The organism is Desulfobaculum sp. SPO524 (assembly GCF_044987625.1).
In the GTDB taxonomy this organism is placed as follows: Bacteria; Desulfobacterota; Desulfovibrionia; order Desulfovibrionales; family Desulfovibrionaceae; genus Desulfobaculum.
On sequence record NZ_JBJDSB010000004.1, the window covers coordinates 250,086 to 267,612 of the forward strand.

The window sequence follows — 17,527 nt, forward strand, 5'->3', positions numbered from 1 at the left end:
GTTAGGGCTCCTTGGCGGTGCTGTGTGGGGCGGGCTGGGCGGTGAACACAATATTGGCGTAGCCGTATGCAATACCAGTCTTTCTGAGCAGGGTCCGCGCCCAGTGCACCAGCATGCTGCGCAGGCCGTATGGGTAGCGGGAGCTGTAGAACTGTACCCCCGTGTGCCGGGGCAGGAACTCCGGCGTCAGGCACTGCCGTAGGCGTTGGACGGTAAAGCTCTGCTGGTGGCCCCAGCGGTGAAAGCGCACACCGCAGTCGGGGCAGACTACGATGGAGTCCGCGAGGTTTTCCTCGTGGGGCACCGTGCCGAGAAGGAGTCCTTCCGGCTTGAGGACGCGGGCGAGTTCTGTGATGGCCGCGGCAAGGTCGGCGTCGCCCAGGTGCTCCAGCACCTCGGAGCAGAACACAGCGTCAAGGCTTGCGCTGGCAAAGGGCATGTCGGTGATGGACCCGCAGTGTGCCTCAACGCCGGGTATGTCCAGTGCCGCGACGGCTTCTGGGCTGATGTCCAGTGCCTTCATGGTCCAGCCGCGTTTCGCTGCGGCGCGTTCAATGTAGGCGTTGCCGATGCCGATGTTGAGCATGACGGGAGTGGCTGGCAGGTTTCGGGTATGGGCGGCGGCAAGGCGTACAAGATGTTCCAACCGGGTGCGGCTGTGCGCGAAGGAGGCGACGCCGCTGGTTTGAAAATAGGTCCAGATGGCTTCCTGATTCATGATGCGGCCTCCGGTGGGGTGGAGCGTGCGATGCGCCGCAGGGCAAGGGCGACATAGCAGAAGGAAAAGGCGTAAACGCACGATGTGGACAGTGCGATGCCTGCAACGCCAAAAATGCGCATGAACACGGCGTTGAGGATGATGTTGAGCACAAGGTTATAGAGCGCGGCGCGGGCGACAAGGGTATTGCGCCTGAGCGCCGCAATCAGCCGGATGAGCATAATGGACGCGATGTAAAAGGGCAGTTGCAGAGCGGCCAGAGAGAAGACGCGGGCCACGGCCTGCGCATCGTCCACGGCAAAGGCCCCGCGCTGGAACACAATGGTGATGGCTGGTTCCGCCACAAGAATGAGCAGGCCGACCGCCGGAATGGCTACAAGGAAAATGCGCCGAACTGTGGTCCGTACAACGGTAAAGGCTTCGGGGGTTTTGTCCTCCGCCACCAGCTGGGCAAGGTAGGGGATGGCCGCGTTGCCAAGGGCCATGGCCGTGAGGCCCATGGGCAGGAGGATGAGACGGTTGGCATAGTTGAGTGTGGCGACGCTTCCGGCGGGAAGGTGGGCGGCCATGGCGTTATCCACCACAAGCGTACTGCTCATAAGTACCGCGCCACCAAGGGCGGGGGCGTATTGGGTGATGGCATCCACCAAGGGGGCGCGCGGAAAGGTTAACCGGGGCCGCAGGGACAGCCCCCTGCGGCGCAGGACAACGAGTAGCACAAGAATTTCCGAGGCTGCGCCGGCCACTTGTCCGCCCACAAGGCACATGACGCCCCACTGTGGATACAGAAGCAGCAGCATGATGGTGGCTGTGGGGGTGGTGATGGGGGAAAGCGCGGCGGCGGCAAAGCGCTGCTGGGCATTGAGAATGCTGGCGGCAAGCATGACGAGGCCATTGAGGAAGGTCCATGGGGCCAGCACCTGAACGGCGCGGACGACGGCCGCTGTTTTGGCGGCATCAAAGCCGCCGGCAAGAAGGGGGACATACAGGGGCGCGCATACAGCCAGCAGTACTGATGCCGTCAGGAGCGCCGCGCCGCCAAGCAGACTGATGCCGCCAAGAAGAGCTTGGCCTGCATCGCGTCCCAGCCGTGTGGTGGTGCGTAAGTATGCGGGAATGACGGCGGAGCCAAAAGAGCCGCTAAGAATGCCCACGGCAAAAACAGGAAGCACCATAGCCATGGAGAAAACGTCCATGGCTTCGCCGGTGCCAAAGCGCTGGGCCGCAATGATGTCGCGGCCAAGCACGCCGAGTTTAACCACGGCGGTCAGGGCCGCAATAAGCGTCGCGGAGCCGAGAATGCTGGCAAAGGCGGATCGGGATTGCGGCACAGGGGACTCCCGTTGATCAGAGACCGGGCGCAGACGGAGAACGCATCAGTGTAAGGTAGCCGTAGGGGGAAAGTTCTGTCAACGCGAAGGGGCGGTTAGGCGGTGTGGCCGACACAACAAAACCGCCCCGGCCAATCGTGGTCCGGGGCGGCTTGTTATATGGGGGAAGGAGTCCCTGCGCGCAGGGGCCAGCCGGCCGGTCGCGGCAAGCTGGAAGAGCGCAGAGCGCTAGTAGTTTTTGATTTCGGCGTACCAGCCGCTGGACTTTTCAAGCAGCTCGTTGATGCGCGCCACAAGGGCGTGCGGGTCGTTCAGGTAGCCTTCCTGCAGCAGCGCGCCTTCGTACAGATGCTCCACACTGGTGCGGAAGAACGGGTCCTCGGCGTCGCCCTTGTAGATTTTCAGCAGGTTGCGGGCCAGCGCGTGGTCGCGGTTCAGCTCCAGAATCTTGACCGGGGGCGTGGTGTCCTTGGACATAATCTGCATCATTTTCTGCATCTGGGAGCTGGTGCCGTCCGCGCTGACGAGGCAGGCGGGGCTGTCTTTGAGGCGGCGGGAGACGCGCACATCTTCCACGCGCTCGCCAAGGATGCTCTTGATGGCGGCCAGCACGTCGTCAAAGGTCTTTTCGTCCTCTTCGGACAGGGTCTCGGTGGCGGCGGGACCGTCCTCGGTGTCCTTGAAGGCCTCAAGGGCGGCCATGTCGGCCTGCTCTGCGGCCACAAGGCGGAATTCCTTGTACTCGCGCAGGGCCTCCATGATGAACTCGTCAATAGGCTCGTAGAGGTAGAGCACTTCAATGCCCTTGCGGCGGAAGATTTCGCCGTGAGGGTTCAGGCGGATGGCCTCGCGGCTGTTGCCGGAGATGTAGTAGATCTCCTTCTGGCCGTCCTTCATGCGCTCGGCGTACTCGGCGAGGGAGGTCAGGCCGTCGGCGTCCTCGTTGGCGGAGGAGTTAAAGCGCAGCAGCTCGGCAAAGCGGTCCTTGTTCATGAAGTCGCTGTAGCCCAGCTTGAACACCTTGTGGTGGTTCTTCCAGAAGGAGGCGTACTTTTCCGCGTCGTCCTCGGCCAGTTTGGCCAGGCGCGTGAGCACCTGCTTGGTGACGGTGTTGCGGATTTTGTCGATGAGGATGTTTTCCTGCAACGTCTCGCGGGAGATGTTAAGGGGCAGGTCCTCGGTATCCACCACGCCGCGCATAAAGCCGAGATACTGCGGGATGAGGTCCTTGTGGCGGCGGTCGATGAGCACGCGGCGCACGTACAGGTCCAGCCCGTAGGTTTCGGGATCGTTGAAGAAGCCGCCGGAGGACATATCCGGCACAAAGAGCAGGGCGTTGAACTGCACGGGCGCGTCAACCGCGATGTGCAGGGTGTCCAGCGGGGCGTTGGTGTCGTAGGTGAGGAACTTGTAGAACTCGTCGTACTGGTCCTGCTTAATCTGGAACTTGGGCTCGCGCCACAGGGCGGGCTGGGTGTTCACATGCTCGCCGTCCACCTTGATTGGGAAGGAGATAAAGTTGGAGTGCTCGCGGATGATGCCCTTCAGGCGCTCGGTGTCCGCAAAGTCGGCGGCGTCTTCCTTCAGGTGGATGGAGATGGTGGTGCCGCGGGGCACGTCGCCTTCGGCGTCCTCAATGGTGTAGCTGCCCGTTCCGCCGGAGGTCCAGACCACGGGGGTGGCATCCTGCATGGCGGAGCGGCTGGTGATGGTGACGTTGTCCGCCACCATGAACACGGAGTAGAAGCCAACGCCAAAGCGCCCGATGATGGAATCGGCCTGCGTGCCGTTTTTGGCGGCCTCTTCCATGAAGGAGGCAGAACCGGAGTGGGCGATGGTGCCGATGTTGTCGATGAGCTCATCGCGCGTGAGGCCGATGCCGGTATCCGTCACCGTGATGGTCCGTGCGTCCTTGTCCGTGGTGATGGTGATGGCGAGTTCGGCGTCGGAGTCCACCACGTCGGTGCCGCTGGAGGTCAGAAAGCGGACCTTGTCCATGGCGTCAGACGCGTTGGAGATAAGCTCGCGCAGGAAAATGTCGCGGTTGGTGTAGATGGAGTTGGTGATGATGTCGAGAAGCTGGGTGATCTCGGCCTTAAATGTATGTTCGCTGTGCTGTGCAGCCATGTGGGATTCCTCCTCTTTCAGACAAAATTTTTCTTCTTGCACATAATTTCGTGGTGCGGATTGTCAAGGGGGCGGGTGGCAGAAACCCTGCGAGGTGGGCTGGGGACGTGCCGTGCGGGCGGGGCTTTGGGGCCGTGCGGCGCGCCGCAGACGCTGGTCAGCGTCCACACCTGTTGGTTGGAGACATGTGGTGGCCCCGTGGGACGTGGAGCATCCCCACCTAGTGGGCGGACGGAGTCGCAGGCTCCAGCCAGCGGCGGTAGAGCGCGGCGTGGCGTTCGTCCCCGCGCGCGGCAAACAGGTCCGCGTAGCGGCGGGCGGTCTGGGTGAGGGCGGCGGTGTCCCGCTCCCGCGAGAGGAGGGTGTCGCAGGTGGCGGACACGGCGCGGGCAAGGTCCGTGTGCCCGCAGCGGGCGGCCAGACCCGCAAGGGCGGCGGCATTGGCCGCGTGGGGCATGAACAGCGACTGCGTATACCGAACGCCCAGCGCGCCGCTCAGGTCCCCGGCGGCCTCCAGCCGGGAGATGGCAAGGTGGTAGCCTTCCTCCCAGAAGAGTTCGCGGGCGAGGGTGTCCATGATGACGCTCAGGGGCTTGTCCGCCGCGCGGCGCGCCAGTTCCTCACCGCGTTCACACGGCAGGGCGGGGTATGGGTCAAGGGCGCGGGTGAGGCGGACCTCAAAGCCGTCGCGCGTGACAAGGGCGTGGAAGTCCGGCTCGAAGCAGTCCGGGCAGCGCTCGCGCAGCAGGCGGCCGTTGTGGATGTCGCTTGCAAAGCGTCCTTCTGTGCTGCCCCCCACATGCAGCACCGTGCTGGAGGGCACAACCCGGACGCTGCGCCCGGCCTGACGCAGGCGGCAGCACAGTTCAAGATCTTCGAATCCGTTGCGGTAGCCCTCATAGAACGCGCCCATGTCATAAAAGAGGGGGCGCGGTATGAGCATGGCCGCTCCGGTGATGGCCTGCACCGGGCGGCGCACCTGACACAGGGGGTGCGTGCCGGGAACGTGGGAGTAGATGTGCTCCGGTCCCATGTCCGGGTGGAAGGCCACGCCAAGGTGCTGCACGGTGCGCGTTTCCGGGAAGAGCAGCAGCGGCCCTGCGGCGCCAAGGTCCGGCGTGTCGTCAAAGGCGGCAAGAAGCGGGGGCAGCCAGCCGTCTTCGCACAGGGTGTCGTTGTTGAGCAGAAAGAGAAAATCACTGTCAACGGCCTGTCCGGCGCGGGTGCAGGCGACGCCGAAGGGCGTACCCGCCGGGTTCTGGAGCAGAACGCCGTTTTCCGGAAAGGTGGCCGCAAGGTGTTTTTTCACCATGTGCAGGCTGTCGGCCTCGGAGCCATTGTCCGCCACCACCACGGCGATGCTGTGCCCCTGCGTGGTGGCTTTGATGGAGGTGAGGCAGTCGGAGGTCAGGGCGGGATTATTGAGTGCGGGGATGATGATGGCGACGCGAAAATGTGGCGTTTTCATGGCGTTTCCCCTGGTGTTTTGGAACTAGTTCCCTGATTTATCATGCAAAAAAAGATCAGGTGGAAGACTGTTGTTCCCGCAATAATCATCTGTTATAGGTGACCACTGTTGCAGACAATCGATGGGGCGCAGGCGCGAGTGGCGCCTGACGGATTGCAGTCTCGCTCCATCGTACAAAGATAACGCAATCTTGTGCCAAGGGAAATGTAAATTGGCCGGGACCCCGGCTGATTGTCGAAAAGCATTGACACACAAGACTTGCGGGGATAGTGGGTGAGCACTCACTATAGGGGATGTTGCACTATGATTACAGAAGAGAAATATTTTCTGACCAATTACCCAGGTTACGTCATTGCCCGTACGGGCAAGGCCATCAAGTTTGAGCTGCGCCGCTACCTGCGCGAAGCCGGAATCGAAGTGACAAGCGAGCAGTGGGCGCTGTTGTGCCACCTGTGGGAGCAGGAAGGGCGCTCCCAGAAGGAGCTGGCCGAGTTGTCCTTCAAGGATACGGCGAACATCACGCGGATGATAGACGTCCTTGAAGGGAAAGGTATAGTCTACCGCGAGAAGGACCCCTCGGACAGGCGGACCTACAAAATCTACCTGACGTCCAAAGGCCGCGAGCTGCGCGGCGAAGTCATGCCTTTTGTCATGGACCTCGCCAGCAAGGCGTTCTCCTGCCTGAGTGATGACGAACAGAAGGAACTGGTCCGCATGCTCAACACGCTGTGTAACCACATCGTTGATATGCGCGAAACCACGAGTTAAATCGAGCCGCCATGAGGGCGGCCGGAGGTCTGCTTATGTCGCGTCTGCCTGCTGCTGTTGTCTTGTCCGCCCTCATCCTTCTTATGTGCGCCTTCCCTGCGGGCGCGCAGGAGGATTCCTCGCAAAACAAGCAGGGACCACCTCCCGCCAAGGTTATCGTGACCAAGGCCGTCTCCGGTTCGGTGACGCCTCGGTCTGTGTACGTTGGCACGGTCTATTTCCCAGAGGTTGCCGATGTGGCCGCTGAAGTCAGCGGCCGCGTGGTGCGTGTAAGCTTTGAGGAAGGCGACCGCATTTCCCGGGGCACAAGTCTTGTGGCCCTTGATACCAGCCTGACCAAAGAGCGCCTTGCCGCATCCAAAGCGGCATTGGCCGAATCTCGTGCGTCCCTTGAGCGGGAGCGTATAGAGTTTGGCCGCCTGAGCCGCCTGTATACCAGCAGAACCATTTCCGAGCAGGATTTCGACGACTCCCGCTACAGCGTTATTGAACTGGAGCGCCGCGTGGACGCCCTGCAGGCCGAGGTGGCGGAAATGACCATCGAACTGGCCAAGGCCCGCGTGCCCGCACCGTTTACGGGCGTTGTGCTCTCGCGCGAGGTGGAGCGGGGCGAATGGCTGTCTCCGGGATCCACTGTGGCCGTTTTGGCCCGTGACGACGCCGTGGACGTACACGTCAACGTGCCCGCCAGCGTACTGCGCACGGTGCAGAAAGGGGCGACCGTTCCCGTCCGCGTCGGCGGCGAGGAGTACGAGGGCGTTGTGTTCGCCGTTATTCCGCGTGGCGACGTAACCACCCGCACCTTCCCGGTGAAGGTCCGCATCAAGGATGCCCCCGGCCTTGCGCAGGGGATGGACGCGGAGGTCCGCCTGCCCATTGGCGCGCCTGTGCAGTCGCTCATTGTTCCGCGCGACGCGGTGGTCACATCGCCGCAGGGCACGGTTATCTTTACCATTGCCGATGGCGCGGCCCAGCCTGTGCCCATCCGGGTCAGCGACTATATGGGGCTGGACGCCGCCATATCCGGCGACGGCCTGTCGCCTGGCATGGACGTGGTGGTCAAGGGCAACGAGCGTCTGCGCCCGGGCCAGTCCGTCATCGTTTCCGACAGAATCTAGTTCGACCGCAATTCGCTTCCGCGCCGGGATTGGTGCGACTACCGGGGAGAGTTGATGGATTTCATCCAGTATTCCATTAAGAAGCCCGTGACCGTGCTTGTGGGCATTATTCTTGTGGTGCTCTTTGGCCTTATTGGCCTGTTTGGCATGCCCTACCAGCTGACGCCCACCGTGACGGAGCCGGAAATCACCGTCTCCACCACGTGGACGGGCGCCACCCCCTACGAGGTGGAACGCGACATCATCGAGGAACAGGAGAAAGTGCTCAAGGGCGTCTCCGGCCTTGTGGAGATGGAAAGCCGTTCCCAGACCGGACGGGGTAGAATTTCCCTCAAGTTCAAAATCGGCACCGACGCCGACGACGCGCTGCTGCGCGTCTCCAATAAGCTGAACGAGGTTCCCTCCTACCCGTTGACGGCGGATAAGCCCGTCATCAGCGCCACGGGCGAGTCCACCAACCCCATCATCTGGATGATGCTCAAGAACCTGCCGGAGAACGATAAGGACATCGACACCTACCGGACGTTCTTTGAGAACGAGGTGCGGCAGTATCTGGAGCGTGTGGACGGCGTGGCCGAACTCTTTGTGGGCGGCGGCACCGAGCGCGAGATGCATGTCATTGTGGACCCGGTGAAAATGGCCGCCCACCGCCTGACCATCGACAAGCTCATCGCCGTACTCAAGGCCGAGAACATGAGCATTTCCGCTGGCAACATGGAGCTTGGCCGCCGTGAGTACCGCATTCGGTCCATTGGCGAGTTCAAGTCCCCGGCGGAGATTGAAGACATGGTCATCAGCTCCTCGGGGGAGCGGCGGGTGCACCTGCGCGACGTGGGCTTTGCCGAATTCGGCTACGAAAAGCGCGAAGCCTCCATCATGCATAACCGCGACCCCGGCATCGCCGTGGGTGTGAAGCCCGAACCCGGCGCCAACGTTTTGCAGGTCACCGACGACGTGTGGAACGAGGTGCAAAAGCTCAACGACGGCAAGTTGAAAAACCGGGGCGTGTTCCTCGACTGGTCCTACGACCAACGCCCCTACATCAACGGCGCCATCGACCTTGTGAAGCGCAATATCATCATCGGCGGCGTGCTGGCGGTGTGCGTGCTGCTCATCTTCCTGCGCAGCTTCTCCTCCACGGTTATCGTAGCTGTGGCGATTCCCATTAGTATCATCGGCGCGTTCATCTTTATGAGCGGCTTTGGCCGCAACCTGAACGTGGTGTCCCTTGCGGGCATATCCTTTGCCGTGGGCATGCTGGTGGATAACGCTATCGTTGTTCTGGAGAACATCGACAGGCACCGGAAACAACTGGGCAAGTCGCCCTTCCGCGCCGCCTATGACGGCACGCGAGAGGTCTGGGGCGCGGTGCTGGCCTCCACCCTCACCACTGTGGCGGTCTTCCTGCCCGTGGTGTTTATGGAGGAGGAAGCGGGCCAGCTCTTTAAGGACATCGCCATCGCCGTGACCTGCGCCGTGGCGCTTTCCCTGTTTGTGTCCGTGTCCGTCATCCCCATGCTGTGCAACCAGTTTTTCACCTTTACGGAGAAGCGCCTTGGCCGCCGCAAAGGGGGCAAAGGCAAGGGCGAGGACGACGCCGCGTGCACCCGAGGATGCAACCCCGTCACCCGCGCCTTTGACAGGTTTGGTGAGACCGTGACCGGCCTCATGATGGGACTGAGCGAACTGGCGCTGTCCTCGCGCGTGTCGCGGCTTGTGACAGTGGTGTCGCTGACGGTGTTTGCCGTTGGCATGTCGTGGCTGTTTCTGCCCAAGATGGAATACCTGCCGCAGGGCAACAGAAACCTGCTGGTGAATATTCTTATCCCGCCGCCGGGGCTGTCCGTGTCCGAAAAGGACGCCATGGGCGAGCAGATTTTCAAGGAGACCGGACCGCTTCTGGATAACGACGAGTGGGAAGGCCTGCCCGGTATTCAGAATATGTTCTACGTGGGCGCGCCGGGGTTCAATATCTTTGGCGTGGTGTCCCGGCACGAGCAGCGGGCCGGCGAGCTTTTGGGCAAGATGTCGCAGGTGGCGAACTCCATCCCCGGCACCTTTGGCGTCAGCCTGCAGGCGGGCATTTTTCAGGACCGCCTTGGCGGCGGCCGCGCCATTGACCTTGACCTGTCCGGTGATAGTCTGGAGCAGCTCACCGCCGCCGGCGGCGCGCTGTTTGGGGCCATCAACGGCGCTGTACCCGGCGCGCAGATTCGCCCCAAGCCGTCCCTTGAACTCTCCTTCCCCGAAGTGCGCATGACGCCGAACCGCGACCGCGTGCGCGCCGCGGGCATGACTGCCGGCGAAGTGGGCGTTGCCCTCGACGTACTCATGGACGGCCGCAAGGTGGGCGAGTTTAAGGAAGAGGGGAAAAAGAAGATTGACCTTGTGCTCAAGGCCTCGCGTGAGGATATCTCGACGCCGGAGGCCTTGTATGATGCGCAGCTTGCCACCCCGGCCACGGGGCTGGTCCCGGTCTCCCTGCTGACGGACCTTGAGCGCGCCAACGGTATTACGGAAATCCGTCACCTTGAGCGCCGCCGTACCATCACCCTGCAGGTGACGCCGCCCGAGACCCTGCCGCTGGAGCAGGCCATGGAGACCATCCAAAACGGCATCATTCCTGATGTGCAGAAATCCGGCCTGCTGGAGAATATTGACGTGCGCCTTGCCGGTGCGGCGGACAAGCTGACCGTGACGCGTCAGGCCCTGCAGTGGAACTTTGTGCTGGCTATCGTCATCATTTATCTGCTGATGTCGTCGCTGTTCTCGAACTTCCTGTATCCGTTCGTTATCCTGTTCACGGTGCCCCTTGCGGCGGCGGGCGGGTTCCTTGGCCTGAAGCTGGAGAACCTGCTGATTACCTACCAGCCCCTCGACGTGGTGACGATGCTCGGCTTCGTTATCCTCATCGGCGTGGTGGTGAATAACGCCATCCTCATCGTGCACCAGAGCTTGAACAATATCCGCGACCACGGCATGGCCTACAAGGAGGCTGTGCTGGAGTCCGTGCGCACGCGTCTGCGTCCCATCTACATGAGCGCGCTGACGTCCATCTTCGGCATGCTGCCGCTGGCCGTGGCCCCCGGTCCCGGTTCCGAACTGTACCGCGGCCTTGGCTCCGTGATTCTGGGCGGACTTGCCCTGTCCACCATCTTCACGGTGTTTGTGATTCCTAGCCTGCTGATGTTTTTCCTTGGCTGGGAGCGCCGCCGCAGCGAGGCCGAAGCCGCGTACGACGCCTAACAGCGCCGCGCATTGAAACGAAAAAACGCCCCCGCCGGATTGTCCGGCGGGGGCGTTTTGCGTGTGCGGGAGTGGGGAGCTAGCCCTTGAAATGGATCTCCGCGCGGGCAGTTTCCGCATCAAGGGGCTTGAGTTTGACGTCCACCTTCTCCTTAAAGAATGTGGCCGCGCCTTCAAGGATGCCTTGGAAGTAGGCAAACAGGGCGCGCTTGGAGTGGTAGTTCATGAACAGCACCTTGCCCTTGTCCTCAATGGTGAAGCTGGGCGGCACCATGCCGGGCATATTTTTGATGACGTCGGCGTGGGTGTCGTTCATACGCAGGAGGAAGTCCTTGAGGTTGTCGGCCTTGAAGTAGCGCTTGTACATCCTGTGGAAGCCGCCAATGGTGTAGTGGCCCAGCTCGCGGAAGATGGTGTCGCGGCTTTTGCCGGTGACACCGGCGGCGATGTCCGCCATCTGCGTCAGCACGTGATCGGGGTAGCTTTCCGTCGGCAGGAAGGTCGGCTCGCCCAGTTCTTCCTGCACGGCGTTGAAGGCTTCGCTGCCGAGCTTTTGCTCAATGAATTCATGCATGAGCTGGGGCAGAACGCCCTTCATCATGCCTTCGCCTTCCTTCAGCATAAAGCCGGAGCTTGCGCCATCTTCGCCCGTGGCCTTGGCCAGGGTAAGCAGTTCGCTGGAGAGCTTGGCAAGGTCGCGGGTGGCATAGGCCTGCTGGGATGCGCCTTCGTCGGCGTCGCGGGCAATGTCGGCGATTTCGTCGATGCTGCCGGAAATCTGTTCGGCGTGGCCGGACTGGGCGTCCGCGGCGGAGGCGATTTGCGCCACGCGGTCCACCATGTCGTCAATGCGCTCCATGACCTTTTCCAGCGACTCGCCGGCGCTGTTGGACAGCTCGGTGCTTTGTTCCACCTGTTTGCCGGTGACGTCCATGGACTCCACGGCGTCCTTGGCGGAGCTTTGCACGGTGTGGATGGCGCTCTCCACTTCTTTGGTGGCGACCATGGTCTTTTCCGCCAGCTTGCGGACTTCGTCAGCCACAACGGCAAAGCCGCGCCCGGCGTCGCCAGCGCGGGCGGCCTCGATGGCGGCGTTGAGGGCCAGCAGGTTGGTCTGGTCCGCAATGTCGTTGATGACGCCGATGATGCGGCCAATTTCGCCGGTGCGGTTATCCAGTTCGGCCAACTGTTCGGCAAGGCCCTTGGCAGACTGGGACAGGGCGTTGATGTGGTCCACGGCCTGTCGCACCAGTTGCACGCCGTCGGCGGCTTCGGAGCGGGCGGACTCGGCGGCCTGTGAGGTGCCGGTGGCGTTCTCGGCCACTTCCATCACCGCTTCCATGAGCTTTTCCACGGCTTCGGCGACGGCCTGCGTCTGCTCCTTCTGACGGCGGGAGCCTTGCGCCTGCTCGTCGGCGTGGGCGCTCATGAGCTCCGAGGAACTGGCAAGGCGCTGGGCGAGCTTGTTCACCGAGGCAAAGGCGTTTTTGAACTGCTGGCGCTGTTGTTCGGATTCCGTGCAGTAATTGTCAATTTCCGTGGTGTCGCTCATTTGCAGGGCAAAAACGCCGGTGTCCATGTCGCGCCCAATATGCACGCGGACCTGTTTTCCGGTGGTGTGCAGGGTGCCGTCAACGCTCCCGGCGCGTCCCTCGCGCGCGAGGGACAGGGCAAGCTCTTCGCCCAGCACGTCGCGCAGGGGCAGGCCCTTGAGCTCGGACGGGTCGTCCGCGCCCACAAGTTCGGCCATGGCCATGCTGGCGCCCCAGACGGTTTCGGCGTCCGCGCAGACGATAATGGGCAGTTGCGCCGCGGCAAGTGCGCGGGAAAGCAGGCCCGCCTCCTCGCGGTAGGATTCAATATCGCGCTGGGCCAGGTCGGCCTGTGCGGCGGCCTCGCGCTGCGTCTTGGCCGCGCCAAGGTATAAAACTGCGGTGAGGATAAGGCCGATGACGGCCGCTCCGATTCCCGCCCACAACGAGGCCAGCGCTCCTGCGGCAAGGCACAGGACAGAGAGAACGCCGCCAAGAATCAGAAGGGGAGTTGTGCGGGAAGAAGAGGAAGACGTGTTGGCCATTGGGTGATCTCCTGTGCAGGAGGCAACTGCACTGTTCTGGGTGAACTGGTCATGGAAAACCGGAGATGCCACCATATGCGTCAGCCGCAGGGCCGGGGCGGGGCCTCGGCGTGCGGCGCCGTGGTGGTGCGTCGCCGGTGAAGCCATGCGCGTGCGCGTTGCACGCGGGCGGGATTGTCCGAATCTCGCTTTGACGTTTATACCATAGTGCAGGACCTTTTGTCCCGAATGGATTCCCCCCTGTGGTGGGCGGTCTGCCCTGCGCCAAACCTGCGCAGCACAGACGCGGCGCGGCGTGGATGCGGTTTTGCGCTTCGCGGGGGGCGCGTTATGGAATATCTTCAAAAAGTGCCCCGAAATTGCTAGGATAGTCCGACGCGGCGCCCGCCGATGCGTGGGACCGCTCCATCACAAGAGATATTCAAGCAAAAAGGACGCATATGCCCAAGGCAGCCCAGATTGTCGAACAGCATCTCAACCGGTGCCGCGCCGCGTACCGCAAGGGTGAGGAACTCAAAAGCCTGATTGCCCTTGCGGAAGCGCTGAAGCTGATGATTCAGCACAAGATACACTCCATGGATATGCAGCGCATTGGCAACCTCGTGCGTGAAAACCTCGGCAATGTCACCGGCATCGCCAAGGTCAAGGAAATGTCCGCCCAGCCGCTTTCGTGGAGCAAGGGGCAGGAGAAAAAGCTCCTTGCCGCATTGGTGCCCATCATCAAGGCCATGCAGGAGGACCAGCGGCGGGAGAGCATGGAGGCCATGCGCGAGCGCAAGCTCAAGATTGACCGCGCCTTGCTTGGCGGCACCCGCTATCTGGAGCGCGGCATGATTAAGGAAGCCCAGCAATCCTTCCGCGAGGCCGTGGACGTCCACGTGGATGAGGACGCGCTGTTTTTGATGATTGCCGAGAGGCTGCAGGCCGCCGGGTTCTATTCCGAATCCTTCGAGCACCTGCGCAAAGCCCTTGAGGTGGACCCCAACAGCCGCCGCGCGTGCGAGATGCTCTACGAAGCCGCCGTGAAGACCAAGGACCTCAAGCGTGGCATGGAGTACTTCCAGCGTGCGCAGAAAAAAAGCGGTGACACCGCCCATGTGCTCTTTGGCCTTGCGCGGCTTTCCGCCGCCGGAAAGCGCTATGATCAGGCGCTGACCCTTGGCCGCCGCGCCCTTGAGCTGGGTCCGGACATCGTGCAGTTGAAAAAGTTTCTGCGCACCGTGGAGCAAAAGGGCGGGGAAGCCGCCTAGTTGGCGTCCGCCTGCGCGGGAGCGCCCGCAGCCGCGCCAGTGGTGGTGATAAGCCCGCCTTCGTCGGCCGCGCGTCCCCCGAGTGTGCAACATCGCCGCCTCGCCCGGAGGCAGAGGCGGCGTTTTTTCGTGTATTGTCAATATTTTCAGAGGAATGCATCCTGATCGGGCCACTGCTTGACAGGGTGGGGTGGAGACTCTACTTTCCACGTGAAACCCGAGTAAGGAGACATACCATTATGGCATACGATATTCGCCTGGTGAAGCTCATCAACGGTGAGATGGTCATCGGCAAGTACGACGAAGAAGCAAAGCAGCTCAAAGACGCCGCCATCCTGCAGACCGTTCCTGCCCAGCAGGGCGTGCAGATGATGCTGCTGCCTTTCGGTTACCCCTTTGATAACGAGATTGACGCTGAAATTTCCTACGAATACGTCATCTACGAATACAAAAACTGCCCCGATGACTTGAAGAACAAGTACATTGAGGCGGCTTCCAACCTCACCCTCGCCAAGCCGGGCGACCTGAACAATCTCGGTGGCCAGGGCGGCAACGTTTCCGACCTGTCCCAGCTTCTCAAGAAGTAGCGACTGGCGGTCCGGCGATGTTTTGGGGCGGCCTGCGGGCCGCCCTTTTTTTGCCACCCCAGTGGCTTTGCCCCTACGGGCTTTTCCACCAGTCACGACGACACAGGCGGATGCGCCAGCACCGCCGGAGGCGCACGAATGCGTTCACTACTTCCGCTTTTTAACGGTCCCAGCAAATATATGGGCACCGAACCCGGCACCGTGCACAAGGACCCGGCAACCGTGTCCGTGCGGATGGCGCTGGCTTTCCCCGACCTGTACGAGGTCGGCATGGCCTACCTTGGCCAGAAAATCCTCTACGGCATCATCAACGAGCGCGACGCGTTCTGGGCGGAGCGCGTCTTCACTCCGGGCGAGGACGTGGCGGCCATCCTGACCGAGCGCGGCGAGCCGCTGTGTACGCTGGAGTCCGACACCCCGCTGGCGCAGATGGATCTGGTGGGTTTTCACGTCACGCACGAGCTGTGCTACACCAATATTCTGCATATGCTGGACCTTGGCGGCATTCCCCGCCGCACCGAGGACCGCATGGACCTGCCCCTTGGCGAGGCGCCCCTCATCATGGCGGGCGGTGGATGCACCTTCAATGCCGAGCCTATTGCGCCGTTTATGGACTTTATGGTCCTTGGCGACGGCGAAGAGGTGCAGATGCGCATTCTGGAGCACATCGACGCCGCCAAAAAGGCCGGGCACTCGCGCCGCGAGACGCTTGAGTCCATGCGCCACATGCCCGGTGTGTACATCCCTTCGCTGTTCGACAGCCCCGGTGCGGCGCAGCCGCCGCGCCCCCTGCGTGAGGACTACCCCCACGTGGAGAAGGCCATTGTCGAGAGCATGGAGGAGACGCCGTTCCCCACCAATCACATTGTGCCCTTTGCCCAGCCCGTGCACGACAGGCTGGCTGTGGAGATTGCGCGCGGGTGTACGCGTGGGTGCCGGTTCTGTCAGGCGGGCATGATTTACCGTCCCGCCCGCGAGCGCGACCCCAACACACTCGACGCCCTCATTGCCGATGGGCTTGAGAAGACCGGCTACGAGGACCTGTCCTTCCTGTCCCTGTCCACGGGCGACTATTCCGGCCTGGAGCATTTGTTTGAGCAGAGCTTTAGCCGCTGCCGCAAGGAGCAGGTGGCTATTTCCCTGCCGTCCCTGCGTGTTGGGTCCGTGAGCGAGCGCATCATGGAGCTTATGGCCTCCATCCGCCGCACCGGCGCGACCATTGCTCCGGAGGCGGGCAGCCAGCGCCTGCGCGACGTCATCAACAAGGGCGTCACCGAAGAAGGCCTCATCGCCCACGTCCGCAAGCTCTACGACCGCGGCTGGCAGCAGGTGAAGCTGTACTTCATGCTGGGTCTGCCTACGGAAACCTTCGAGGATATGGACGCCATTGTGGACCTGTGCCTCAAGGTGCGCGACTGCGCGGGCAAGTACGAAAAGCGCTTTCAGGTCACGGCGGCGGTGTCGCCCTTTGTGCCCAAGCCGCACACCCCCTTCCAGTGGGAGCGCCAGCTCACCATGGACGAGGTGCGCGAGCGCGTGAACTACCTGCGTGAGAAGCTGAAGCCCCACAAACGCATCAAACTGCGCTGGCATATGCCGGAGATGAGCTTTCTGGAAGGCATCTTTTCGCGCGGTGACCGCCGCCTTGCTCCGGTTGTGGAGCGTGCGGCGGCCAAGGGAGCGCTGTTTGCCAGCTGGATAGACCATATGAAGCTGGAGCCGTGGCTTGAGGCCATGGCGGAAGAGGGGCTGGACCCCATGGAATTCCTCGCCGCCCGTGACCTTGAAGGTCCCCTGCCGTGGGATCACCTGCATCCGGGCGTGCGCAAGTCCTTCCTGCTCACGGAGCGCCGCCGCGCTGTTGAGGAGCGCCTGACCCCGGACTGCCGCTACCACACCTGCCGCAACTGCGGCGTGTGCAACATGGACGGACGGCAGACCGAACTGGAACAGCAGGGCAAGGACATGGACATCCGCCCGCGCGTGATTTTTGAGCACCGCGACCAGTGTGACGCCACCGAGGAGTCCAACACCCACGCCACCACCGCTCCCGAGGTGCAGCCCGTCCAGCCTGAGCCGCAGGCCGAGGCCGCTACGCCTGTGGAGGAGGCTCCGGCCAAGCCCGCGAACCCGCGCGCCAAGCCCAAGCCGCCGTCCCTCGGACCGCTGGCGGAGAAGGCCGCGCACTACCGCATTTGGCACGCCAAGAGCGGTCTGGCCCGGTTCGTCTCGCAGGTGGAGATGCAGGTGATGCTGGAGCGTGTGCTCCGCCGCGCCCGTATCCCCGTGAGCTTTTCGCAGGGCTTCCACCCCTTGCCGCGCATGTCCTTTGGCATGGCGTTGCCCGTTGGGGTGGAGAGCGAGCAGGAGTGGTTCAACCTCTACCTGCGCGAAGCCATGCCCATTGATGAATTCTCGCGCCGCATCGCGTCGCAGCTCCCCATCGGCTTTGACCTTGTGCGGGTGGAGACCCTGTCGTTGGCGAAAAAGCAGCCCCAGCCCGTGGCTGAGGACTATGTGCTGACCTTCCTCGACGACGGCGCGGATGCGTGGATGCAGGCGTGGGAGACCGCTATGGAGCAGGATGAGATTCCGTGGACGCGCCAGACCAAAAAAGGCCCGCGCACCATGGACATCCGCCCCCGCGTCAAGCATTTCTCCCGCGAGGGGGACCGGACGCTGGCCATCCGTTTTGACTGGAGCGAAAAATACGTCAATCCGCTGCGGCTCATCCTTGCCGTGCTGCCGGACCTGACGCAGGACCGCTTTGTCCTGCGCAAGCTGCGCCAGTGGATGGAGATGCCGGACTAGGCACCAGAATCAGACGACACGACGCA

The 17,527-nt window shown here is 62.5% G+C and carries 11 protein-coding genes; 6 read left to right on the top strand and 5 right to left on the bottom strand.

Features of this window, described 5'->3' with window-relative positions:
- Position 1: 1 nt before the first annotated feature.
- The 4 genes from ACI3L3_RS14160 to ACI3L3_RS14175 all read right to left on the bottom strand — a co-directional run bounded on the left by ACI3L3_RS14160 (position 2) and on the right by ACI3L3_RS14175 (position 5,644).
- Complete coding sequence (locus ACI3L3_RS14160; protein ID WP_404845789.1) at positions 2–718, bottom strand: class I SAM-dependent methyltransferase; 717 nt, start codon at positions 716–718, stop codon at positions 2–4.
- Positions 715–2,049: a murein biosynthesis integral membrane protein MurJ gene (gene murJ, locus ACI3L3_RS14165; RefSeq protein WP_404845790.1), complete on the bottom strand. Its 1,335-nt coding sequence runs from the start codon at positions 2,047–2,049 to the stop codon at positions 715–717. Before murJ ends, ACI3L3_RS14160 begins: the two co-directional genes overlap by 4 nt.
- 228 nt (positions 2,050–2,277) lie before the next feature.
- Positions 2,278–4,176 carry a molecular chaperone HtpG gene (htpG, locus tag ACI3L3_RS14170; RefSeq protein WP_404845792.1) on the bottom strand — a complete coding sequence of 633 codons (1,899 nt, stop codon included), beginning with the start codon at positions 4,174–4,176 and terminating at the stop codon, positions 2,278–2,280.
- Between the two features lie 220 nt (positions 4,177–4,396).
- Positions 4,397–5,644, bottom strand: a complete 1,248-nt coding sequence (locus ACI3L3_RS14175) for a glycosyltransferase family 2 protein (RefSeq protein ID WP_404845793.1) — start codon at positions 5,642–5,644, stop codon at positions 4,397–4,399.
- 303 nt (positions 5,645–5,947) lie between these two features.
- On the opposite strand from ACI3L3_RS14175, the gene ACI3L3_RS14180 reads away from it, so the two are divergent.
- The 3 genes from ACI3L3_RS14180 to ACI3L3_RS14190 are packed head-to-tail and all read left to right on the top strand — an operon-like array spanning position 5,948 to position 10,776.
- Positions 5,948–6,412, top strand: a complete 465-nt coding sequence (locus ACI3L3_RS14180; RefSeq protein WP_404845794.1) for a MarR family winged helix-turn-helix transcriptional regulator — start codon at positions 5,948–5,950, stop codon at positions 6,410–6,412.
- Positions 6,413–6,447: 35 nt separating this feature from the next.
- Positions 6,448–7,530, top strand: a complete 1,083-nt coding sequence (locus ACI3L3_RS14185; RefSeq protein ID WP_404845795.1) for an efflux RND transporter periplasmic adaptor subunit — start codon at positions 6,448–6,450, stop codon at positions 7,528–7,530.
- Positions 7,531–7,584: 54 nt separating this feature from the next.
- Positions 7,585–10,776 carry an efflux RND transporter permease subunit gene (locus ACI3L3_RS14190; RefSeq protein ID WP_404845796.1) on the top strand — a complete coding sequence of 1,064 codons (3,192 nt, stop codon included), beginning with the start codon at positions 7,585–7,587 and terminating at the stop codon, positions 10,774–10,776.
- 79 nt (positions 10,777–10,855) lie between these two features.
- Here ACI3L3_RS14190 and ACI3L3_RS14195 read toward each other — a convergent pair whose 3' ends face one another.
- The gene (locus tag ACI3L3_RS14195) at positions 10,856–12,853 is read right to left on the bottom strand and encodes a methyl-accepting chemotaxis protein (RefSeq protein ID WP_404845797.1); all 1,998 of its coding nucleotides are present in this window, start codon (positions 12,851–12,853) and stop codon (positions 10,856–10,858) included.
- Between the two features lie 440 nt (positions 12,854–13,293).
- On the opposite strand from ACI3L3_RS14195, the gene ACI3L3_RS14200 reads away from it, so the two are divergent.
- The 3 genes from ACI3L3_RS14200 to ACI3L3_RS14210 all read left to right on the top strand — a co-directional run bounded on the left by ACI3L3_RS14200 (position 13,294) and on the right by ACI3L3_RS14210 (position 17,501).
- The gene (locus tag ACI3L3_RS14200; RefSeq protein ID WP_404845798.1) at positions 13,294–14,103 is read left to right on the top strand and encodes a hypothetical protein; all 810 of its coding nucleotides are present in this window, start codon (positions 13,294–13,296) and stop codon (positions 14,101–14,103) included.
- Positions 14,104–14,342: 239 nt separating this feature from the next.
- Entirely contained in the window at positions 14,343–14,690 is a 348-nt protein-coding gene (locus tag ACI3L3_RS14205; RefSeq protein WP_404845799.1) for a hypothetical protein, read from the top strand.
- Positions 14,691–14,828: 138 nt separating this feature from the next.
- A complete protein-coding gene (locus tag ACI3L3_RS14210; RefSeq protein ID WP_404845800.1) occupies positions 14,829–17,501 on the top strand; it encodes a TIGR03960 family B12-binding radical SAM protein in 2,673 nt (890 codons plus the stop codon).
- Positions 17,502–17,527 lie beyond the last annotated feature (26 nt).